Annotated in this window: 18 protein-coding genes; all 18 read right to left on the bottom strand. The window is 40.8% G+C overall.

Features of this window, described 5'->3' with window-relative positions; all coding sequences use genetic code 11:
* Positions 1-4,344 carry a CusA/CzcA family heavy metal efflux RND transporter gene (locus HYG79_RS05360; RefSeq protein WP_133642524.1) on the bottom strand — a complete coding sequence of 1,448 codons (4,344 nt, stop codon included), beginning with the start codon at positions 4,342-4,344 and terminating at the stop codon, positions 1-3.
* A 125-nt stretch (positions 4,345-4,469) separates the two neighbouring features.
* Positions 4,470-4,778, bottom strand: coding sequence for a DUF6660 family protein (locus HYG79_RS05355; RefSeq protein ID WP_179241116.1), 309 nt, complete (start codon positions 4,776-4,778; stop codon positions 4,470-4,472).
* A 47-nt stretch (positions 4,779-4,825) separates the two neighbouring features.
* Positions 4,826-6,562: an efflux RND transporter periplasmic adaptor subunit gene (locus HYG79_RS05350; protein ID WP_133642522.1), complete on the bottom strand. Its 1,737-nt coding sequence runs from the start codon at positions 6,560-6,562 to the stop codon at positions 4,826-4,828.
* A gap of 4 nt (positions 6,563-6,566) precedes the next feature.
* Positions 6,567-7,058: a DUF305 domain-containing protein gene (locus HYG79_RS05345; RefSeq protein WP_133642521.1), complete on the bottom strand. Its 492-nt coding sequence runs from the start codon at positions 7,056-7,058 to the stop codon at positions 6,567-6,569.
* A 24-nt stretch (positions 7,059-7,082) separates the two neighbouring features.
* Positions 7,083-7,790, bottom strand: a complete 708-nt coding sequence (locus HYG79_RS05340) for a PepSY domain-containing protein (RefSeq protein WP_133642520.1) — start codon at positions 7,788-7,790, stop codon at positions 7,083-7,085.
* Position 7,791: 1 nt separating this feature from the next.
* A complete protein-coding gene (locus tag HYG79_RS05335) occupies positions 7,792-8,376 on the bottom strand; it encodes a DUF2911 domain-containing protein (protein ID WP_133642519.1) in 585 nt (194 codons plus the stop codon).
* 19 nt (positions 8,377-8,395) lie between these two features.
* Entirely contained in the window at positions 8,396-10,897 is a 2,502-nt protein-coding gene (locus HYG79_RS05330; RefSeq protein WP_133642518.1) for a heavy metal translocating P-type ATPase, read from the bottom strand.
* 18 nt (positions 10,898-10,915) lie between these two features.
* The gene (locus HYG79_RS05325) at positions 10,916-11,392 is read right to left on the bottom strand and encodes a nuclear transport factor 2 family protein (RefSeq protein WP_179241115.1); all 477 of its coding nucleotides are present in this window, start codon (positions 11,390-11,392) and stop codon (positions 10,916-10,918) included.
* A gap of 134 nt (positions 11,393-11,526) precedes the next feature.
* Positions 11,527-11,982, bottom strand: a complete 456-nt coding sequence (locus HYG79_RS05320; RefSeq protein ID WP_133642516.1) for a heme-binding domain-containing protein — start codon at positions 11,980-11,982, stop codon at positions 11,527-11,529.
* Complete coding sequence (locus tag HYG79_RS05315) at positions 11,983-12,573, bottom strand: DUF3347 domain-containing protein (protein ID WP_133642515.1); 591 nt, start codon at positions 12,571-12,573, stop codon at positions 11,983-11,985. It abuts the gene before it with no gap.
* A gap of 30 nt (positions 12,574-12,603) precedes the next feature.
* Complete coding sequence (locus HYG79_RS05310) at positions 12,604-15,033, bottom strand: multicopper oxidase domain-containing protein (protein WP_133642514.1); 2,430 nt, start codon at positions 15,031-15,033, stop codon at positions 12,604-12,606.
* Positions 15,034-15,103: 70 nt separating this feature from the next.
* Positions 15,104-15,670, bottom strand: coding sequence for a helix-turn-helix domain-containing protein (locus tag HYG79_RS05305; RefSeq protein ID WP_133642513.1), 567 nt, complete (start codon positions 15,668-15,670; stop codon positions 15,104-15,106).
* Between the two features lie 2 nt (positions 15,671-15,672).
* Positions 15,673-16,890, bottom strand: a complete 1,218-nt coding sequence (locus tag HYG79_RS05300; protein WP_179241114.1) for a TolC family protein — start codon at positions 16,888-16,890, stop codon at positions 15,673-15,675.
* On the bottom strand, positions 16,887-20,639 hold the full coding sequence (locus HYG79_RS05295) for an efflux RND transporter permease subunit (protein ID WP_133642511.1): 3,753 nt from the start codon (positions 20,637-20,639) through the stop codon (positions 16,887-16,889). The genes HYG79_RS05300 and HYG79_RS05295 overlap by 4 nt, the downstream gene beginning before the upstream one ends.
* Before the next feature lie 108 nt (positions 20,640-20,747).
* Positions 20,748-21,167, bottom strand: coding sequence for an HYC_CC_PP family protein (locus HYG79_RS05290; RefSeq protein ID WP_133642510.1), 420 nt, complete (start codon positions 21,165-21,167; stop codon positions 20,748-20,750).
* An 81-nt stretch (positions 21,168-21,248) separates the two neighbouring features.
* Entirely contained in the window at positions 21,249-22,361 is a 1,113-nt protein-coding gene (locus HYG79_RS05285) for a DUF4238 domain-containing protein (RefSeq protein WP_133642509.1), read from the bottom strand.
* 11 nt (positions 22,362-22,372) lie between these two features.
* The gene (locus HYG79_RS05280; RefSeq protein WP_133642508.1) at positions 22,373-23,083 is read right to left on the bottom strand and encodes a hypothetical protein; all 711 of its coding nucleotides are present in this window, start codon (positions 23,081-23,083) and stop codon (positions 22,373-22,375) included.
* Between the two features lie 7 nt (positions 23,084-23,090).
* Positions 23,091-23,867: a hypothetical protein gene (locus tag HYG79_RS05275; protein ID WP_133642507.1), complete on the bottom strand. Its 777-nt coding sequence runs from the start codon at positions 23,865-23,867 to the stop codon at positions 23,091-23,093.
* Position 23,868: the final 1 nt, after the last annotated feature.

The raw sequence follows: 23,868 nt of genomic DNA, 5'->3' as shown, positions 1-23,868 counted from the left end.
TTAGTTTTGAAAGTATTGTAGTTCAAACAAGGCATCTAAATAATTGTCAAGCGCATCGAGCGCATCCATTTCGGTGTTTATGGCATCACGTATAATCTGCGTGAATGCAGCATAATCCACCGCACCTTCCTTGTAGGCAAGTAACGCACCCTTACGCTGTTCTTCTGCAAGTGGCAGAGCTTTATCCCTGTAAAACTGCCAAGATGTTTTCCATTTTTGATAGGCTTGTACTGCCTGCTGAAATTCAGATTGTAGTTGGCGTTGGGTATAGTCCGCATTTGTCTTTGCGATTTCGCTATCGATTTTAGCGGCTTTGGCTTGACTGCGCTGGGTGCCCGAAAACAACGGGACGGAAATCCCTGCCTGATAGGTATAAAATCCGTTATCGCCATTGACCTGTTGCAATCCACCTTGAAGGTTTAATTTAGGAAGTAGCTCGGCACGAGCGGCATTATAGTTTGCTTCGGCTTCATCGATGCGCCTTTGTGAAAGTTCCAACTCTGGATGTCTTTCTAAATTCGCACCCAATCCCAATACTGCCACCTCATTTTCTTCAAACGAATCTGGTACAGAATAAAAAATGTCAGTTGCCAGCCAGAGATTTAGCTTTTGCAGGGCAATGGCATAATCGCTTTCGGCCTGTTGCAGTTTGTTACTTATTTGCAATGCTTGGTTTTTAGCCGATGAATATTCCAATCTGGAAATGGCTTCTACTTCAAAGTTGAGTTGGATTGCGGTTTCAAACTGTGAATAAATGGAATCCAGCTCGCGGTACAGTTCAAATTTCTGTCGCTGTTGGTATGCCTGCGACCAAGCCTTTTTCACTTCCTGTTCCACTTGCAATTCAGACAGGTCGAGAGCGGTTTCGGCCAAAGCTATTCGTTGTTTTTGAAGTCGCTTTTTTGCACCGATACCCAAGAGGTCTAAATTTTGTTGCCCTACACCAACTAAAGTATATATACCTTGACCATCTGTTATTTCTTCGCCACCCGTAAAAACTTGGGTGTTCCCAAAATCATAAGCAATACCTTTAAGTGCGTTCTGTCGTTGAATTTCCAACTGTTTCGTTTTCAATAACGGATAGTTTTCCTTGGAAATTTCTACTGCTCTTTCCAATGAAACAATTGGTAAAGAATCTTGAGGTTGGACTTGTTGTGCTTTCGCGAAAGCGGAAGTGAATAAAAGGCAGACCACGGCTGTTGCGGTAACAAATTTTGGATTGAATTTCTTCTTCCGTTCCGACCGTTTTTCGACCCATTGGTAAAAGATGGGAAGGATAAAGAGCGTCAGAAGCGTTGATGTTATCAATCCACCGATTACCACGGTCGCCAAGGGTCGCTGCACTTCAGCACCTGCCGAAGCTGATATCGCCATCGGAAGAAATCCTAAAATATCGGTAAAGGCCGTCAGCATAATGGGACGTATTCTGCGTTTTGTACCTTCAATTATTCGGTCTTTTAAATTGGTCACGCCTTCTTCCTTCAATTCATTTAGACCGCTAATCATTACCAGTCCGTTCAGGACGGCAACACCAAAGAGGACGATAAAGCCGACCCCTGCGGAAATACTGAAAGGCATATCCCGAAGCCATAGTGCGAATACACCGCCAATGGTCGCCATCGGGATGGCCAAGTAAATCATCAAGGTCTGCGGAAAGGATTTTAATGCGAAATAAATCAAGATAAAAATCAACAATAAAGCAATCGGGACCACAGTCTGTAATCGCTCGCTTGCTCTTTCAAGATTTTCAAATGCACCACCATACCGAATAAAATAGCCTGGTGGTAATTCAAGATTTGCGTCCAGTTTATCCTTAATCTCGTTAACTAATGATTCCACATCACGTCCGCGCACATTTACACCCACGTAGGTTCTTCGGTTGGTATTGTCCCGGCTTATCTGCATCGGACCTGGTTCGTATTCGATTGTGGCCAGTTCTTGAAGCGGAATCTGCGAGCCGTTAGGCAAATTGATGTACAGATTTCTGATGTCATTGATGTCAGTACGGTTCTGCTCGTCGAGCCGAACCACTAAGTCAAAACGCTTTTCGCCTTCAAAAATGACCCCTGCATATCCACCCGCAAAAGCGGACTGTACCATTGTATTGAGTTGGTCGATACTCACACCATACTGTGCCAGTTTGTTGCGATTGTATTTAATGGTCATTTGGGGCAATCCAGAAGTTGCTTCTGCCCTCATATCGCCTATACCTTCAGTACCCGCTATGATTTTTGTAATCTCATCGGCCTTTGCAGCAAGTACGTCTATATCCTCACCATAAATTTTAATGGCAACATCTTCTCGAATACCCTCTAACAGTTCATTAAAGCGCATTTCGATTGGTTGGGTAAACTCATAATTTACGCCCGGGATAATGCTTACCGCTTCCTTCATTTTATCAATAAGTTCATCCTTATCATCGGCAGACACCCATTCATCTTGGGGTTTTAGAATAACAAATACATCAGCGAAATCCATTGGCATCGGGTCTGTGGGCACTTCGGCCACACCGATACGGCTTACAATTTTCTCAACTTCCGGAAATTCGGCCTTTATGATACGCTCAACTTTAGTAGTGGTCTCAATCGTTTCGCTTAGTGAGCTTCCGGGTTTAAGTATGGTGTGAAATGCAATATCGCCTTCATCCAGTTGGGGAATGAATTCGCCACCCATTCTTGTAAACATAAAAACGGTTAGGGCAAATATGGCGACGGCAATACCCACAATCCATTTTCCCTTGTTTAAAGTCTTGACCAAAAGTGGTTCATACTTCCGCTGTACCCAATGCACGAAACGGTCGCCCCAAGATTTTTTTTCCGTCTTGGGTGGTTTTAAAAATAGTGCGGACATCATTGGAACGTATGTCAGGCAAAGAAACATAGCACCAATCATTGCAAATATGAATGTGAGCGCCATTGGTTTAAACATTTTGCCCTCGATGCCTTCCAAAGCCAGTATGGGCAAGAACACAATTAGAATTATCAATTGCCCAAAGAAGGCGGCATTCATCATTTTCTTTGATGCATTTGCGGCTATCTCATCACGTTTTTCCTTGTTTAAAGACTTCTTTTTTAGGATGTAGCTTCCCATTAAGAATACGCTGGCTTCCACGATGATGACCGCCCCATCTACGATGATACCAAAATCGATAGCACCTAAACTCATCAAGTTCGCCCATACGTCAAAAACGTTCATTAGTATAAAAGCGAACAATAGCGATAAAGGGATAGTCGAAGCCACAATAAGACCACCACGCCAGTTTCCTAAAAGGAAAACAAGTACGAAAATCACGATAAGCGCACCTTCGAGTAGATTGTTACGCACCGTGCCGGTTGTTTCACTTATAAGCTTACTTCTATCCAATAAGGGCTGAATGACAACCCCTTCAGGAAGGGATTTCTGTATTTCGGCCATCCGGTCTTTCACACGTACAATAACCTCGTTTGAGTTTGCCCCTTTGAGCATCATAACAAGACCGCCAACGACCTCACCTTCGCCGTCCTGCGTCAAAGCCCCATAGCGCACGGCAGAACCAAAGCGCACATCTGCAACATCACTTATGGTAATGGGCACACCATTTTCATTTTTGATGACGATTTTTTTAATATCATCAAGGCTTCGCACCAAACCTTCACCTCGAATGAAGTTCGCCTGATGGTTTTTCTCAATGTACGCACCACCTGTATTTTTATTGTTCGCTTCCAATGCTTCGAACACATCGGTAATAGTAAGGCCGATTGCCTTTAATTCATTAGGGTCGACGGCCACCTCATATTGCTTTATTTTTCCGCCGATGGCATTAATTTCTACAACACCAGGCACCATTGCCATTTGCCGTTGCACAATCCAATCTTGCATTGTACGTAAATCGGATAATGAATATTTATCTTCAAATTCAGGTTCTACCTTTAAGGTATATTGGTACACTTCCCCCAAACCTGTTGAAATTGGCCCCATACTTGGCTGTCCAAAACCCTCTGGGATTTGTTCACGTACTTCGGTCAGTTTTTCAGAAACAAGTTGACGCGGTAAATAGGTACCCATATCATCGTCAAAAACGACGGTTACTACGGAAAGGCCAAAGCGGGACACCGAACGAATTTCCTTTACATTGGGCAAGTTGCTCATTGCAACTTCGACGGGATAGGTTACGAATTGCTCAATATCTTCCGTTCCCAGATTAGGGGATTGTGTGATGACCTGTACTTGGTTATTAGTAATATCCGGCACGGCATCAATGGGCACTTGGGTCATACTATATATACCAGCACCAATCAATGCCAGCGTGAGCAGACCGATTATAAATTTGTTATTGATTGAAAAATCAATGATTCTATTAATCATAGATAAGGGTGTTAATTCAGTTGAAATTTTGGTTCTATACATTGAATTAAATGCAATGCACAATGTTGACGAATCCAATAGATGGACACGTCAAAACAGGATATAGTTATCCTATTAAAACTGAATTATGCCTGAGGGGGCTGAAAAAGGGAATGGGGAATATCTTTGCCGAGGTCATCAAAATGGACAAAGAATTCGTGTGGAATAGCAGGCTGTAGCGGTTGAAATGCAACAAGCCCAAAATTTATCGTGTGAACGTGGCAGCAATGACATTGGCAAAAAGGCGAGCATAACTCACAGTCTTGGTCGTGGTCGCCATCAATATCTATTACCGTAACAACTTGGGTGTCATCGGCACTATTTGTCGCATCGCTACAAGGCACTACATTGAGTGCCAAGAAATAAAACGATAAAATGATTGCTACAACTTTCACAATGCAAAGATAAAAATATTTTGGTGCAACTGTGTTGCAAATGATTTTTACAACGAATCAATCACACTTCCGCAAGTCAACATTGCATCGCCATAGTATGGATTTCTTATTTCTTCTTCCATACTTAACCATACCGCACCTTTATTGTTATTTGCCATAGGGCATTTCTGAATGTAATAATTTGTCGAGTTTTCTATGCTCATTGCAATAGGCACGATATTCTCGTTTAGAATGACGAAGTGAGCGCGCTGGTTTTCCAGAATGTCATTGTTTGCAATGGCATCCAGCATCTCAATACTTTTGGTTAAATGTTGTTTTTCCATCGTACCTAAATCATCAGTCGATATTGCTTTTAATTTTTCTGATGTCGCTTTCGCGAAAGCGGAAACTTGACTTGCATCGCTTGCTACAAGGGCATCTTTCATTTTGAGATATGATGGTAATGCTTTGTCGAAATCAGAACTAAACGCATCGCTGAAACTCATTTCCATATCGCCGATCATTGCTGATTCGTCCTGCATCATTTGCTGATTCATCATTGATTTTTTACCCTGTAATTGTGCTGCTGCATCTACCGTGAAAGTTCCATTGGTTACTATTTCATCGCCATTATTTAATCCGGAAGATACTTGGTAAGTTTCGCCAGAGCGATTGCCCAAGGTCACTTCGCGCATTTCAAACACAGGCTCGTTAGGATTGGTTTTAACATATACCAATGAGCGCTCGCCTGTCCATAGTACAGCACTTGCAGGTACGGCAAGTGTATTTTCCATAGTTTGCGTTGCGCCTTTAACCTTACCTGTAACAAACATTCCTGGTTTAAATAGGTCGTCTCTATTTTGAAGGGTTGCACGTACCGTTACCGTTCGTGTCGCATTATTTAAAATTGGGTCAATAAATGAAATTGTTCCCTCAAATTCTTTATTTGGATAGGCATTGGTCGTGATGTTGATTTTTTGCCCAATATTGAACTGTGCTATCTGATTTTCATAAGCATCAAATTCTGCCCAAACCGAATTCAAGTTGCTCAACTTCACAATAGGCTGTCCTTGATTTACATAATCGCCCTGTGCTGCCATTACTTCTGATACCGTTCCGGAAACCGTTGCATAAATCGGAAAGTTCTCACGCACGCTGCCACTTTCCTCAATAGCATTGATTTGTGTATCTGAAAGTTTCCAGTTTTTTAACTTGTTGCGAACGGCTTTGTATAAAGCGGGTTGCGATGCTTTGAGCGATGCTGCGGTAATCAGTTCCTGCTGTGCCGCTACAAGGTCTGGTGCGTAAATGGTTGCCAATAGCTGACCACGGTTTACTTGCTGTCCTTCATAGTTAACGTTGAGTTGTTCTATCCTTCCTTTAAAATAGCTGGATTGTACGGTATTGTTTTCTTCGTTTGCAGCTATTTTTCCCGAAAGGAAAATCATCCCGTCATCATCGCTTGTTTCTGCATTACCCACAATGGTAGTTTGAATATTTGCTAATGCCATAGCATTTTCGGTCATTTTTATCTCGTTTGCTGCGAGACCTTCTGCACCAGTTTCAGCAGGGATTAAGTCCATCCCACATATTGGGCAATCACCAGCTTCGGGTTGCATAATCTGTGGATGCATTGAGCACGTCCACATCTGGTCTGCACTCTCGCCAGAGTGGTCGTGTTGATCAGACATATCGGATATATCCTTATTTGCCATAGTATCACTTGACCCGTTTCCAAAAATGAGCCAGCCTGCGCCCAAACCTATTATTATGGCTATTGCTATATATAAAATGTTCTTATTCATAATCTTATTTTTCGTTTTCTAAACGTTCAATCATTTCTTTCATTTCGGCGATTTCCCTTCGTTGTGCCTTAATGATTTCTTCAGCCAGTTTTTTAACTTCAGGGTCTTCAATATCTGCACGTTCACTTGTTAAAATTGCAATGGAATGGTGTGGTATCATTGCTTTCATCCAAAGTACATCGCCTACGGTTGACTTTTGGTCACGTACGAGTCCTAATGCACTTACAAAGAGAACGATACTTCCCAAGACTATGGCGATATTCTTCTTTTTATTTTGGTACATACCACGCATTGCCACAAACATAATGATGGCCATAGCTGCGATACCAAGGCAGACCATATAAAACCTCGTTAGGCTAAACCAAACGTGGTCCCATTCATAAGTGTTTAAATACATCGTAATGTACATTGCTACAAAAGAGCAAGCGAGCATCGCTACAAAACGTGTGTAATGGTTTTTTGATTTTCCTGAATTTTTGTGTTCGTTTGAATTCATAATTTTTGGTTTTTTTGTTACTAATTATTTAATTTTCTTTTTTAGTTTTCTGATTGATGGGGAACTGATGTACCACAAAACGAAACCGCTTAAGACGGTTATCAACCCCAAAAGTGAAAATGCCCTTAACAACAACGTGTTGAAATTATCCCTTCCCTGATAATCCATTGTATGGGTCATCCAAAGAAAATCAAACCAGCGCCAATCCCTGTGTCTTACCGTTTGAAAAGCGCCATTCTCAACCGCCACATATGCTTTTAAATTTTGTGGTGTCTCATACAAGATTTCATAAGCTGGAAGTGGGCGACCGCGATATTCGTGATGTGGCCCTACAGAATCGACTAATTGAATTTTTGCTATTTCTAAATCGTCCAACATATACCTATTTGCAACTTGTTGTGCCTCTTTTTTAGAAATTCCATTTTTCCTTTGTCCCGTTCTTGCATTATAAAGCTGTGCTTCATTAATCCAATAATAAGGTTCATTTGCGATTTCCAGCAGTTCCAAAGATTGTACGGATTCTTTTGTAGCCAGTTGGGATGTGCCGAGCAAATTATCAAAAGAGGTCTGCACAGGTGCTGCTTTCTTAAAATGGTCGCCGTGTATCTCGTCGATGTCTGTCCAGCTGAAATACATCCCACTAATCGTCCACATCAGAAACTGAATACCTAAAAAAACACCCAAATAGCGGTGTGCTTTTCTAATCCATTTCGCTGTTTTTCTATTTACCATTTTACTTTATTTCAAAAGGAAATTCAATCGTTACTTTTTCCCAACTCATTGAGATTGTTCCTGAAGTCTCTGTTGTTTTGTTTACTTTATACTCTAAATGTTCTTTGATATCTTCAGAAGTTTTAGGTGTTACTTTGAATCGTAATACATCATCATTTTCAGTATAGTCGTCCTTACCGTGTTGGTTCCAATTCCTGTTGAAAATGACAGTCCATTCTTCCTGATTCGGAATTACAAAAAACCCGTATTTTCCAGCTTTCAATTCTTTACCGTCGATTTCTAAATCCTTATTTGTTTCAAGCCAAGTAGCCATATGGGCACCAGCCTGCCAGACTTGGTCGTAAGCCAACAATCCACCGAAAATAATTCTATCCCTTACGCCTGGCGACGAATAATCTATATGGATATGAGCATCACCTATCATAGCCATTGCCGATGTGTGTGGACTTAGGGTTTTTTTGTTCTCAGATTTAGGTTCACTCTGGGTATGATTGTGCTCTGTCTCTATTTTGGTATTATTCTTTTCTTCATTTTTACATCCGCTGACAGCAACTACCAATAGGATTATCAAAATTTTATATTTCATAAGTATTTAATTAGTTAGATTATATGTTTTTACTTTTTAGACGTAATGAGTTGGCAATTACCGATACCGAACTGAAGCTCATCGCCAAAGCCGCAATCATTGGCGATAAGAGTATTCCAAAAAACGGATACAGTAGTCCTGCTGCAATAGGGATACCCAGCGTGTTATAAATCATTGCAAAAAAGAGGTTTTGTTTGATATTGCGCATTACTGCATCACTTAGATTTCTTGCCTTTACGATACCGTGTAAATCGCCTTTCACCAAGGTAATGGCTGCACTTTCAATGGCAACATCCGTACCTGTTCCCATTGCGATACCTACATCACTTTTAGCGAGTGCAGGTGCATCATTGATACCATCGCCTGCCATTGCAACCACCTTGCCTTGCTCTTGTAATTTCTCGACTTCCTGCAATTTGTTTTCTGGTAGCATACTTGCTTGAAAATCGGCAAGGTTAAGCTCATCTGCGACAGCTTGGGCGGTGTCGTGATTATCACCAGTAAGCATAATGACCGCAATTCCCTTATTCTGCAAATCCTTGATAGCTTTTGCACTCGTTTCCTTGATTTTGTCGCCGATAACGACGTAGCCTACAACTTGACCTTCTACAGCGAGATAGGAAACCGTTTTCCCTTGTTTTTGGTAGGATTGTGCCTCGTTTTCCATAGCTTCGGTAAGTGTAGCATTTGCCTGTTCCATCATTTTGGCGTTACCTAAAGCCACTTCTTTATTGTTCACTTCACCTTCAACGCCTTTTCCAGTTACTGCGTTAAATCCATCTGCTTTTAAAAACTCTGCGTTTTGTTCTTTTCCATATTTTACGGTGGCTTCCGCCAGCGGATGTTCACTTTGGCTGTTCAAGGAAACAATGTATTGTAGTACTTCGGTTTCGGTAAACCCCTTCTCAAAAGAACCCACTTTCTCAACTGTAGGTTTTCCTTCAGTTATCGTTCCGGTCTTATCGACAATGAGAGTATCGACCTTATCCATTTTTTCAAGGGCTTCGGCATTTTTAATAAGCACACCATTCTGCGCACCTTTGCCAACGCCGACCATTACAGACATTGGTGTCGCAAGCCCCAAAGCACAGGGACAGGCGATAATTAATACGGCAATCGCATTGACCAAAGCATAAACATAGGCTGGCTCTGGGCCCCAAATTGCCCAAACGGCAAATGTAACAACAGCGATTATAACAACGATTGGCACGAAATATCCCGAAACGGTATCGGCCAACTTTTGGATGGGTGCACGGCTTCGACTGGCATCATTGACCATCTGTATAATCTGTGATAACAAAGTGTCAGACCCAACCTTTTCAGCTTTCATCAAAAAGGACTGATTGCCATTGATAGTTCCGCTACTTACTTTATCATCTACTGATTTGTTTACAGGAATGGGTTCGCCCGTAATCATCGATTCATCTATAGAAGTTTCGCCTTCGGTAATAACGCCATCCACAGGAATCTTATCGCCCGGCTTTACACGCAGAATATCACCCAATTCAATTTCATCGATGGCCACTTCCTGTTCCTCGCCATCAACTACCTTTACAGCCTTGTTAGGTGCCAATTTTAAAAGTTCCTTGACTGCGGAATTGGTCTTGCTATGCGCACGAGCTTCCAGAACCTGCCCAAGCAATACCAAAGTTAGAATGACCGTTGCCGCTTCAAAATAGACGTGAACGGTACCTGCCTCGGTCTTGAATTGGTCTGGGAAAAAATCGGGAACGAGCATCCCGAACACGCTGAACAGCCAAGCAACACCTGCACCGATACCGATAAGCGTAAACATATTTAAGTTCCACGTCTTTATACTGCGGTAGGCACGTTCAAAGAACATCCAAGTAGCGTAGAATACCACAGGGATAGAGAGCGCAAATTGAATCCAATTCCAATAGTTTAATTCTAAAACATCATATAATGGATTGTTGGGCAGCATTTCGGACATTGCAATGATAAAAATGGGCAATGTGAAAGCGACCGCTATCCAGAACTTTTTAAGCAGTTTTTTATAGGTCTTTTCTTCTGCGGATAAATCGGGTTCCATAGGAACTAAATCCATCCCACAAATTGGACAGCTTCCCGGTTCATCCTTAATAATTTCGGGATGCATCGGACAGGTATATTGGGTGTCGGAAGTAGCCGTTAGGTTCACTTCTTCAACCAAATCCATCCCGCAAACAGGACAATCGCCTGGTTTGTCGTAAGTCTTGTCGCCCTCGCAATGCATCGGGCAATAGAACGTTCCCGTTCCTTTGCCTTTGGGTTTATCTACTTTCTTCTTATCGTGGGTATGATGATGTTCCCCATTCTGATGGATGCTGTATTGCCCACCGTTCGTTTTCAGCGCCTCTTGAAATTTTTCGATGGGAATATGGGATTGCATTTCAATGGTCGCTTCGGCTTTTTCTAAATTGACAGTTGCATTGGTAACACCTTCAACTTTAGAGAGCGTTTCTTCTACGTGCGTTCTACAACCATTACAGGTCATTCCGTGTATGTGATAGGTGTGTGTCATTTTATGATTGGCTAAAAATTATTTAACATTTCTGGATGATGAATGTGTTTTAACTATCTGCCATTTATCATCTATCTTCTTAAGGATAGAAGTCGCCACCCCTTTTTTCTTTATAGTTCGGGTATTGCCATTATCATCGGGATTGAGAACTATGGTATAGACGTAAGTTTCGGTAGTAAATGCATAGGGCAAATCTACTTCTGCATCAATTTCATAATCTGAAAATTCAAACTTCTTGAAGTGTCCTAATTCTGGTCCCAAATGGTGTTCTATATAGTGCGCATAGGAACCCTCAACACCACCGGACTCAAAAACTTCCGAGTCGTTTGTGAACAACTCAAAGGTACCTTCAGTCGTTAGGTTTTGCAGCGCATCCTTATAGGTTTTCATTACTTTAAGTACGGCTTGCTTTTCTGTGTTTGTATCTTGTCCGAACACTTGGCTTGTTGCTATTATAATTAATGTGAATATTGTAGTTTTTCTAAGTGCATTCATCCTGTTTGTTTTTAAGGGTTTTTATTCAAATTCATTTATGTCATTATTCATTTTTCTAATATTTTTTATTGTGCCTGACAAGGGAAGGGCTACTAACTAACCAACCATCAACTTTCCCTTCCCATATCAGGACTTTATTCCAAACTGTCTTTTAACGCTGTCATATAATCTATTATCACCCTCTTATCTTCATCTGAAAGAATTGCATCCTTGTGAATGAGTGTATAAGAATCCAATGGCATTTTATCTTCTTCAATTTGGCTTATGATAGACCGAAGTTTACTGTTCTTTCGCCGGTCTGAATATTCTGCCCATTCATTAAAATTAAGTTCGTCCTTACCTTCTTGTATGTGGTCTTCCAGATACCAAGCCGCAGGCTGTATCTTACTATACCACGGATAATCTGTATTATTACTGTGGCAATCGTAGCAAGAAACCTGCAACCGATTTTTTATCGTTGCAGGCACTTGATTTTCGACCATAAAATCACTTTGCGGTACAGTATCGCTCTCGTTCAGGGTTATTGGAAAGAACTGAATCACTATCAATGCCACAAGGGCAAGCCACGCTATGATTTTTATAAACTTCAATTAGTTGATTTCACGCTGTACTTTACCGCATTTCAACATTTTGTCACCGAAATAGGGGTTTCTAATTTCTTCGTTCATACTAAGCCAAGCACCACCCTCATTATTCTTATACATAGGGCAGAATTGCTCGTATATCTTCATCTCAGTTCCGGTAATGGCAACCATATCGGTAACATCCTTGCTTAATATCTTAAAGTGCTCACGTTGGTGTGCCATATCACTTTCTGAAATGTGTTCTGCGTGTTCAATTGCGTCTTCCAAAATATCCTTGAGTTCTTGTTGCTCGTTATCTGAATAGCTCGATGCATCAAAACTGCCTAAAGTGCTTGCCAGCGTGGCACCCAATTGTTTTGCTTTGTCATTATTCGTCTCGACAAGTGCATCTTTTAGTTTAAAGTAGTCTTGTAGGACTGCTTTTGCATCTTGGTTGTCATTCATTGCCATATTGTCTTTGTCATCCATAGATTCTTGGTGCATCTCGTTGCTCATAGGTGCAGCAGGTTCATTTTTGTTTCCATCCTTGCAGGAAACCGTTAACACCATTATAGCAGCAAGTGCCATTGTACCTATTGTTCTTTTTACTGTTTTCATTTTTGTTATTTATTTAAGTTAATAATTGTTCTAAAATCTTAATGAGAGTCCACCACCAGCGCCAAAGCGGTTGTCATAGCTTCCCATTAATGAGAAGTCACGGCTCAATACGTATTCAAGTCCAACTTGCCACGTGGTTTCTTCTTCAAAGTCCTGACCTTCGGGTAATTTGCCGTCCCAGCCAAAGTCCATCTGGTATTCATACTCGCCATAAATTCCAAGGTGGGGAAAAATCATAAAGCCCGTACTAAAACTTATCTGTGGACGCAGTTTGCTGTCAATTCTGAAATCTGAATTAATGAGCAATGGCATTAACCATCGTACACCAGCAATGGCGGTTGTGTTTATTTCTTCAAGGCTGTCCTCACCTTCATTCTCTACATTTACACCACCAAAAACTCGGAAGTAATCATTGAGATAGCGCTCGTAGGTAAACTCGGCTTCCAGATTTTTGTTCCATCCATATTCGCCCCTTAGCGCAAATTGATTTCTGATATTTGTTGCAGTAGCGTAAAGCTCGGTCATATGACTTGCAGCCGTGATTTCGCCCCAAGTGAATATGTGGTCTGCTTCGTTGGTAAGGTTAGTAAGTGGGTAGCCTTCTAATCGTTCGTCACGAGGTGTATCGTAACTGAAAACCCTTGCCATACCGCTCATCATATGATAAAGGATGTGACAATGGAAAAACCAATCACCAGTTTCATCAGCGGCAAACTCAAATACGACTTTTTGCATTGGTGCCACGTTAACAGTATGCTTTAGTGGTGAATACTCACCGTTCTCGTTCAATACTCTAAAGAAGTGGCCGTGCAAGTGCATAGGGTGGTGCATCATCGTGAGATTGTTAAGTGTGATACGCACGACTTCGCCTTGCTCGATTTTTATCTTATCTGTTTCTGAAAGGGGCACACCGTTGATAGACCAGACGTAGCGGTTCATATTTCCTGTAAGGTTGAAAAGCATTTCCTTTACGGGCTTATCGTTTTCAAATTCGGTAGGTTCTTTAGCCCTTAAGTAGTTGTAATTGAACTCGGGATTACCACCCGTTTTCATATTATCGCCTACCACTTTATCTTTTGGCACCATATATCCCATTTTCATTTCGCCCATATCCATACCGCCATCCATTTTCATATTGGCCTTGCCTTTGTTCATCTTCATTTCTGACTTGGACATTTTCATTTTATCATTCTTCATATCCATTTTTGAATGGTCCATTTTATTGTGAGCCATCTTGGTAGAATCCATTTCCATTTCACCCTTTTTCATATTATCATCCATCATAGACATACTATTCATCTGCATTCCGCCCATATCCATTTTGTACTTTTCCATTACTTGAATGGAATCGTTTTTTGAAGGATTAAATTTTGAAGCAGGTGCGCCCATCTTCATACCCATAGACATCATTTGCTTCATATTCTTTATAAGATTAGGTTCTGGAACTACAGGTGCTTCCAGTACATTTCCAGTTCCTATAAATGCCGAAGCTTCGCCAGAACCATCCTGTGCCGTAGCTCTTACTTGAAGTTTTCCACTTTCTGGAATCGTCACTATAAAATCATAGGTTTCGGCAACGCCAATCAAAGTTTTGTTATGTTCTACTGGAACCACATCAAGTCCATCGGCAGATACGAGCATTGGGTCTTCGCCACCAAATGTGAGCCAGAAATAAGACGCTGCGGCTGCGTTTACAAATCGAAGCCTCACGCGCTCGCCGGGCTGAAAATCTGGATATTCCTGTGAAGTACCACCATTGATAAAAAACTTGTCAAAATAATTATCTGAAATAGCCATATCTGGCATACGTTGCCACGCCATCTTTAACTTGGCACCTACTGCGCCTTGGGCAATTAATTTATCCAGACTTTGAACCTGACCTTTTTTAATTAAATACCACTCATTGCCACGCTTCAAATTTTTAAGTTGAGATTGTGGATTTTCATCTACCCAATCCGAAAGCACTAAGACCAAATCTTTGTCATATTCTAAATCGGTTTCCTTTGGATTTATCTGTAATGAACCATACACCCCACGTTGTTCCTGTAACCCAGTATGGGAATGATACCAATAGGTTCCAGATTGTTTCAATGCAAACTTGTATTGAAAGGTTTCCCCTGGACGGATAGGTGGTGTGGTCAAATACGGTACGCCATCGTGGAAATTAGGTAATATCATCCCGTGCCAATGGACAGATGTTTCCACATCCATTTTATTGGTAACGTTGATAATGGCAAACTCACCTTCATTAAACTCAAGATTGGGACCAGGTATTCCACCGTTTATGGTCATTGCCTGCACATCCTTCCCCGTAAAGTTTACGGTTTCATAATCTATGGTTAGGTCATAAATCCGTTCTGGCCAGTTGTCAACATTTTCTTCAGTTTCATTCGCTACCAATTGGGCTTTTGCACCAAAAGTGATAAGCATTGTTAGAAGTAATGTGATTTTATATTTCATAGTTCTTAATTTTATTTGGATAAAATTACCGCTGTAAATCAACAGCTTGTGTCATAATTTTGGTTGTTATCTACATAATTTTGTCCAATGTATTCCTAAAATTTTTCTGTTGGGATTTATAAGCTGTTAGGCTCATTCCCGTTTCGCTTTTGAACTGGCCACTTAAATGATTGATATGGCTATAATCAAGCAACTGTGCCATTTCTGTAAAGTTGAGTTCCTTGGCCTGTACCAGTTCCTTTACCTTTTCTATTTTCAATTTGATGAAGTACTTCTCGATGGTAATGCCTTCGGTAATTGAAAAGACCTTACTGATTTTGGAATACTCGTGACCTAATGCATCTGCTAAGTGAGCGGATAATTTCTTATCGAGTTCCAAAGGCAATTCTTGCAATGCCTTTATCAGTTCTACCTTGACCTGCTCTGTGAGTTTTTCTTCGGTACTGCCAATTAGGGAAAATCCATTACTTTCAAGTAAAGTTTTCAATTTTTCGATTTCATCATCGCTCTCGATATCGAGACGCAAACGACCCAATTCGATTTGTAACAATTCGATATTTTGTTTATCCAGTCCATCCCTTAAAACCTTGATGCATCTATCACATACCATATTCTTTATGTAAAAATCCTTGACCATAATTAGTTGATTAAATAGTTAATAATGGCCGATTGTACATAGTACATTTGCACCGACTCGATTTGATTCATCTGAAACTTCAACTGCAATTCCTGAATGTCCAGCACATCATTAAAATCGATAGTGCCAGTTTCATAATTTTTTACCAGAATTTCTTCGGCATCCTGCGCTTGTTTCAGGTTGCGGTCTTGTGTGTCGTATGCAATGCGCGCTTGGTTACGTTGTGATTGTGCTTTCGCGAAAGCGGATTCCAGCACATTCAATCGCTGTTCCCGTTGGGTCTCTATTTCTTGCTGTCGCAGTTCGTTTTGCTTTGAAATGGATTTGTAACGGTTGTTGAAAATGGGGATTGAAACCGAAACCATAGGCATCAACACATCTTTCCCATTATCGCTGAAGTTGACATCGCTACGTTCCGTTACGGGCAGGTAGTCTACACCAAAACCAATCATAGGCAAACTCTCACGTTGGTTGAGCAGTTCGGATTGTGCTACCGATTCATAGAGTTTGTCATATTTGAGCAGTTCGGGATTGAGCGATAGCGCTTCATTGTTGTAAAATGGGTCTTCCTGCGGAATTTCCATTTCTGGAACGACGATAACCGTCATCATCGAATCACGGTTGAGCAGATTGTTAAAAGCCGTTTGTTCTGCTGTAAATTCTTCTTCCAGCACTTCCTTTTGTTGGTGTAATTCATTTTGTCTAATCTGAAGTCGCAACACATCTACGGCACTCGCTTTGCCCACTTCTACAGATGTGAGTGCAAGTCGTTCGTAGGTTTCCAGTAGTTGTATGTTTTCATCCAGTACGGCTTGCTTGGCACGTATGGAATATAAACGATAATAGGATTGTGCAACCGAAAGTGCGAGCTTGCGCTTTGCAATCGTGATATCCACATATTCGGCATCTGCCATTGCGGTGGCATAATTTTCACGAGCGGTAATGGTACCAAACCACGGCAACATCTGTTTTACGCCTATTCGTGCACGTTGCGCACCGACTCTGGTTTCAGGCTCACTCACAAAATAGCCGGCACTCACTTCGGTATTTGGAATCCAGTTGGCTTCATTTACCTTTTCTTCGGCAATATTATAGCGCAGTTCAAAGGCTTGAATTTCTGGATTGTTCGCTTCGGCTTCCTTAATGTAGGATTGTAATTGTTGCGCTTTCGCGAAAGCGGAAACAAACAAGAACACCAGTATATATTTTAATTTCTTCATCTGTTTGCTTTTTTAAGTTGGTATTCCTTTTTCCAGCTATATAAGACTGGCAGTAGGAAATAGGACGTAACATCGATTATCATTCCGCCAAAAATGGGTATCGCCATCGGTATCATTATATCGCTTCCCTTGCCTGTGGATGTAAGTACGGGAAGTAGTGCCAGTACCGTAGTTACAGTAGTCATCAAACACGGACGAATACGTTTACCTGCGGCTTCCAAAGTGGCGAGACGAATGCCCTTTTTATTGTCTGGTTCGTTGCTTTTGAAAGATTGGTCTAAATAGGTGGCCATTACCACGCCATCATCCGTAGCAATACCAAATAGGGCGATAAAACCTACCCAAACGGCTACACTTAAATTGATGGTTTTCATATTGAACAAATCCCGCAGATTTTCGCCAAAAAAGCCGAAATTGAAAAACCAATCTTGTCCGTATAGCCATATCATTATAAAGCCACCAGCAAAGGCCACGGCGATTGCGGTAAACACCATAAGCGATGTGGAAACCGACCTGAATTGGAAATACAAAATCAAGAAAATAACCAGCAAACAAAGCGGTACGACAACCGATAGCGTTTTTTCTGCTCGTAACTGATTTTCATAGGTTCCCGTAAAGCGATAGCTCACGCCTTGTGGTACGACCAGCGAACCGTTATCAATATTTTCTTGAATTAAGGCTTGGGCATTTTCCACCACATCTACTTCGGCAAAGCCATCGAGTTTATCAAACAGCACATAGCCAATTAGAAAAGTATCTTCACTCTTAATGACCTGTGGTCCTTGCTCGTATCGAATTTCAACCAATTCGCCCAGCGGTACGGGACTTCCTTTTTCAACAGGAACATAGATATTATGCAAGTCGTCTGGATTTGCCCGCAATTCTCGTGGATAGCGAACCCGAACGGCATAACGCTCACGACCTTCCACGGTTTGCGTTAGTGGCATACCGCCCACGGCCACTTGAAGGATTTCCTGCACGTCCATTATGGACACCCCATATCGAGCCAATTGGTCTCGCTTAATATCGATGAGCAAGTAGGGTTTGCCCACGATACGGTCTGCAAAGACAGCTTGTTCTTTAACGCCTTCGGCTTGTTTCAAGATGTCTTCCAGTTGCAGTCCAAAATTTTCTATGGACTTTAAATCCGGACCTTTTACCTTGATGCCCATAGGCGCACGCATTCCCGTTTGTAGCATTACCAAACGTGTTTCGATGGGTTGCAACTTGGGTGCAGATGTCACGCCTGGTAGTTTGGTTACTCGAACTATCTCGTTCCAAATATCATCTGGACTCTCGATGTCTGGTCGCCAATTTCGGTAGTACTCGCCATCTTCATCTTCAATCAAGTCTTCGCGTGTGGCAGTAGTTTTTAGCGATATTTCGTCATAGTTGGCATCTTCATCTATCTCGTTGTTCGGATTGATAATGAATTTGTCGTTCTTCAGTACAAACAATCCATCATCATTGACTTTATAGCGTTGTCGTTGGCCAGATGCATTGCGCATATATTCAGATTTATACTGAATGACATTCTCATACATTGAAAGTGGTGCTGGGTCGAGTGCGCTTTCCGTTCTTCCAGCTTTTCCCACCACAGTTTCAATCTCTGGGATGCTTGCCACCGCCATATCCAGCTGTTGCAATACACGTTTGTTTTCTTCAACGCCTGCGTGCGGTAAGGATGTGGGCATCAATAAGAATGAACCTTCATTGAGTGCTGGCATAAATTCCTTACCTGTGTTGCGCATAATGATGATGCCCAACGTGAGCACCGTAGCCGGAATGATTAAGAACAGATATCGGTTCTGAAGTGCCCATCGCAAAATACGCGCATAGTATATCCTAAAAATCGAGAACACACCGAGCAGTCCAAAACAGATGATGGAAACAAATATCAGGTTCATAACAATGCTTCGGTCAAAGCCTAATGGTCGCCAGTATTCTGCTAATAAAACTACGATAGCAATAGATGAAATGATGATGTCAAGCAGGTTTTTGCGCTTTTGCGAAAGCGTACCGCGCATCTTTAAAAATGATGTGATGGCAAAGGCGATTAGAATTAGTCCTAACCAAAAGCCGTAAACGATGGCGAGAATTCCCAATAAAACAAGTGCGCCATTGATGACGTACTGTGTCCGTTCACGCAAATTCGTCTTACGGAAAAGGAATGCCGCAATGGGTGGAATGAGAAACAGCGCAATAATGAGCGATGCCGTGAGTGCCATTGTTTTAGTAAAGGCGAGCGGGCGGAATAGTTTACCTTCAGCACCTATCATTGTGAATACTGGTAGGAAACTGATTATGGTCGTTAAAACTGCCGTAAGGATAGCGCCGGAAACTTCGGCAGTTGCGTTGTAGATGATTTCGTTTGTGGTGTATTCTTTACCGTTTTCATTAAGGCGTAACTTTTCATCTTCCAAGTGCCGTATCATATTTTCGGCGAGTATCACGCCCACGTCCACCATTGTACCGATGGCAATGGCAATACCTGAAAGTGCGACGATATTTGCATCTACATTAAAGAGCTTCATCGTGATGAAAACCATCAAAACGGCTACGGGTAACAACCCTGAAATAAGGATGGATGCACGCAGATTGAAAACCATTATAATAATGACCAAAATGGTAATTAGGATTTCCAAAGTGAGTGCTTCATTGAGCGTTCCCAGCGTTTCTTGTATGAGTTCTGTCCGGTCATAAAATGGTACAATGGTAACTTGCGAAATGCGACCATCTGATAAAGTTTTTGTGGGAAGTCCAGAGCTTATTTCGGCAATTTGCGCCTTGACATTATTGATAACTTCCAACGGATTTGCACCGTAGCGAGCGACTACGACACCACCTACGACTTCGGCCCCTTCCTTATCGAGAATACCACGTCTGGTAGCAGGCCCCAAATGGACGTTAGCCACATCTTTGATGCGGATGGAAGTGAAATTTTCAGAATCTACAACTGCATTTTCAATATCTGCTATGGACTTGACGTAACCCAATCCGCGTACGAGGTATTCGGCTTGATTGATTTCGAGAGTCTGTGCCCCTATATCTTGATTGCTCTGTTTGACGGCTTTAACCACATCGCCCATACTCACATTGTACTGGCGCATTTTTTCTGGGTCAATGTCCACTTGGTATTCCTGAACATAGCCACCAATGGAAGCTACTTCAGAAACACCACTTGCCGATGACAATCCATATTTCACATAGTAATCCTGTATGCTACGCAATTCCTGTAAATCCCATCCGCCAGTTACGTTGCCGTCTTTATCACGACCTTCCAGCGTGTACCAAAAAATCTGTCCCAGACCTGTGGCATCTGGCCCAAGAGATGGATTGACACCATCGGGCAAAAGGTTTGCAGGAAGTGAGTTCAGTTTTTCCAGTATGCGACTGCGCGACCAATAGAACTCGATGTCTTCTTCAAAAATGATGTAGATGCTGGAAAATCCAAACATCGAAGAACTACGAATAGTTTTTACGCCTGGAATACCAAGAAGGGAAGTGGTAAGCGGATATGTGATTTGGTCTTCAATATCCTGTGGCGAGCGACCTTGCCACTTGGTAAAAACAATTTGTTGGTTCTCGCCAATATCAGGTATGGCATCAACGGCAACTGGGTCTGTGGGCAAAAAGCCTGTTTCCCAATTAAAGGGTGCGTTGACGATGCCCCAACCCACAAATAGGGCGAGTAGTAGAACGGCAACAAGTTTGTTTTCTATGAGAAATTTAATGCTCTTATTTAGCATAGCATTTGATTATTAGATAATTGGAATTACGTGTTGCAGAATATGGCAAACACGAGTTTTAGCCCACGACAGCGTAGCTGTTGGGCTTCATTCTGAAAATCTAATAAATCAAATTAAGAAAGTCTGGTGCAGCACTTGCACATCCCGTTTGACAAAGGGTCGCGGGTAATCGTTGAAAGGAACTTCTTCAGATTCGGTTACTTCAAATAAGTTTATATAAGAATAGGTAAAAGCAGCGACGAACGTTTGCTGCTCGAAAGAAAGTGTGTCAAAAGATATTTTAAGGTCGTCTTTGCCTTCCTTTACAATTTGTTGGTCAGTACAACAAGATTTCTCAGTCATTTTAGGATTCTCACAAGTTTTGGTAGGTTGCGCTTTTTCCATTCCGCAACCTTCAGCTTTTGAGAATAAACTGAAATCGACCAAATTGTCCCCACAATAATGCATATCCACAGTAAATGACATAGTAGAGAACATCACTACAAAGGCCATCGAAATGGATAATATTTTATGGAAAGCCTGTTTCATCGTTGCAAAATTACAAAAATTTAACAGTTTTTATTGGGATTAACAGAAATTTAATTTTCTCATTAAGTTTATAGACAACAATTATTTCCAATGTCCAGTTGCAATTAAAAGCCTTTTCATCTTAATGAGTTGGTCTTCATCTTTGAAATATTTATGGTTAAGCATCTTTTTAAGCTGACCAATTGTTTCAGTCGAAGTTAATCCCGTCTTTTCACAAATTTGATGAAACTTTTGAAGTTCCTCTAACTTAAATTTTGCCTTTTCAACAAATTGTTCGCCATTTTCAGATTCTTCATAACTTGATTGAATTTCAAAATGTTTTTCTATTGTTCCTGGCTTTCCAATTATCAACTTCTCAGCATTACTCTGAATGATAGCGTTGGTCGTAAACACATAATCCCTATCGTGAACCATTCTATGAATTATAGTTTGACCATCAGCAATGCTGTTCGGAAAGATTTCCAAATAATATTGAGTATCTAACGGTAAAGTTATTACTGAGTCAGGATTGAAAAGGCCTTCGAATCGCGTTGATTTTATACCACGTATAGATACTGGATTATCGCAGGTAATCAATGGTGCATCTTTATCATTAATTCGATGGACATTTATCGTGCAATCATATTTAAAGTCCACAAACTCTTTCCATTTCTCTAAGTGCTGCACCAAGAATTTAATCCTGTTTCGCTCTTTAAATTCTTGTCTAACTTTATCTATATCCTTTATATTGAACTCGTGTCTTTCTTCTTCAAACGTAAATTTCACCTCGCCATTTTCGTCTGCATACAGTAGCATTCTATCTAAAATTTGGTCAGTAAAGGCATTTTGATGATTAAGAAATCTTGGTGTTCTAAAGTAAAGAGATAGACATACGTATAATACCTGTTTCTTTTGCTCAGGGGTCAATATTTTCACACTTTCATCAACAAGTAGTCTATATATTTTGGGAAATTCTGAATCTACGTGTTCGGCGTAATGGTGTTCTAAATCGTATTTCCTATCAACTTCAGCATTCGGAATTGTGTAAAGATTTTTTTTGAAACAGATACTTTTCGTGCTAATCTTTTCAAGTAGCAAATCGTCTTCAAGTCTATAAGCATCTACTAAATAGTTGCCCTTTTTGGCTTCGACACCAAAATTTTTTAGGTAGGAACGTGGTATGTAGTGTTGTTTGATGGGTTCGTTTTTTGCCATATCTTAAATATTTAATTGTACAGTCCAGGAATATATGTTTTAGGTGTAAGAAAAGGAATTGATAATCTCGCTTGAACGGTTTGATTAAAATTAAAATTTTTGAAATCTGTTATTTCGTAAAAATCGTTTCGTGTGGGTTCAGAATCTAAAGCATAAACAACACCAAATGGTGGGAAGGTAATTTCACCAAGATGATGAAACCCTTTTTCGGTTCTTGCCATTCCCCAGCCATTTCTAACTTGTTTTGTAATGGTGTGGTAAACAAATACTCTCAAGCTATCTGGAAGCGCCCTTGAATCCTTATCCAAAATAAAATCCGCAAGCCCTTCTAAATTTAAAAGTTGGTCGCTTGTATCTATCGCCATAAACATTGCTAAAATCTGTTTGAGAATGTTTAGTGGCTGTAAGGCATATTCAAAAGTAATATCTTTTGATGCCAAAATTCTATGTGTCAGCGCCATCATTCCCATATAGGCGAATTTCTTGTAGCTGTCCCCATAGTAACTACCTGTGAGATTGTTACAAGATTTGCATAAGTAATATCCACCTGCACCTTGATTACTTCGAATTTTTTTACCGTATAGAAAACTTTTTTTGTCGTGAAGATGGACGGACTTTTGAAAGAATACAGGGTTAGAATTGAAGGCACTTTGTGGCGGAACGTGCTCGAACGTCAATTTTGCATACTTACCGCAGATTCTGCAAATTCCTACTTTCTTCAACTAATACTTAGTAATTAAGATTTTTAATTTTCTCAGTTAAACCATCACATTGAATTCTTTCTTTGGCTTCTCGTTCAATCCTTAAACCCAGACCTTTCGTCTGGTTAATATGGTTTGATGTAAGTTGATTGACATAGGCATAGATTATTCCAACTTCCGTATTCATTTTTGTGTTCCAGTCGAAATCATACAGTTCTTTCAATTCTTCAGTTGGTGTTGTTCTAAAGACGAAATTTGGATTTTTATAGTGTCTGCCATCGTCCAGCAATATGACCATAAGAAAGACCCTACTAAAACCTATGTTTATGTAACCATCTGCTTGCTTTGTCCCTTTTTTCTGAACGCTTGTAATCTTGTTGATTTTTGGCGGTTGATTTTCTAAGGATTCTGATTTTACTATTTTACATTCTATGCCAACTGCATTGCTTTCATTGCCTTCTTTGTAAAGAAGGATGTCAATGTCGCCAGGTTTCTTTTTAGGTTCTGTTATTGGTTCTTTCACGCCACAATGATGGATGACAGAGGATGATGAAAATAGATTTTTGAAAAGTATATGTTTAAAGTCGGCATTGCTCATCAACCAATTAATAACATCGTCTTCATTTTCAAAGGTTCTGGTCACGCTTGCACCAGGCTGAGGATTATTCACAAAAAATGAAATTTTTGATGCACCTGTAATAGGTTGTCTATCTGAAATAACAAATTGTGTAACCTCGTATTCAGGCGGTGGTTCTTTTTGAATGAAAGTCCTAATTGTTTTTTTGAGTCTCGCCAGTATTTTCATA

Source organism: Costertonia aggregata (genome assembly GCF_013402795.1).
Classification (GTDB): domain Bacteria; phylum Bacteroidota; class Bacteroidia; order Flavobacteriales; family Flavobacteriaceae; genus Costertonia; species Costertonia aggregata.
This window is presented reverse-complemented; position numbering and strand designations above follow the sequence as displayed.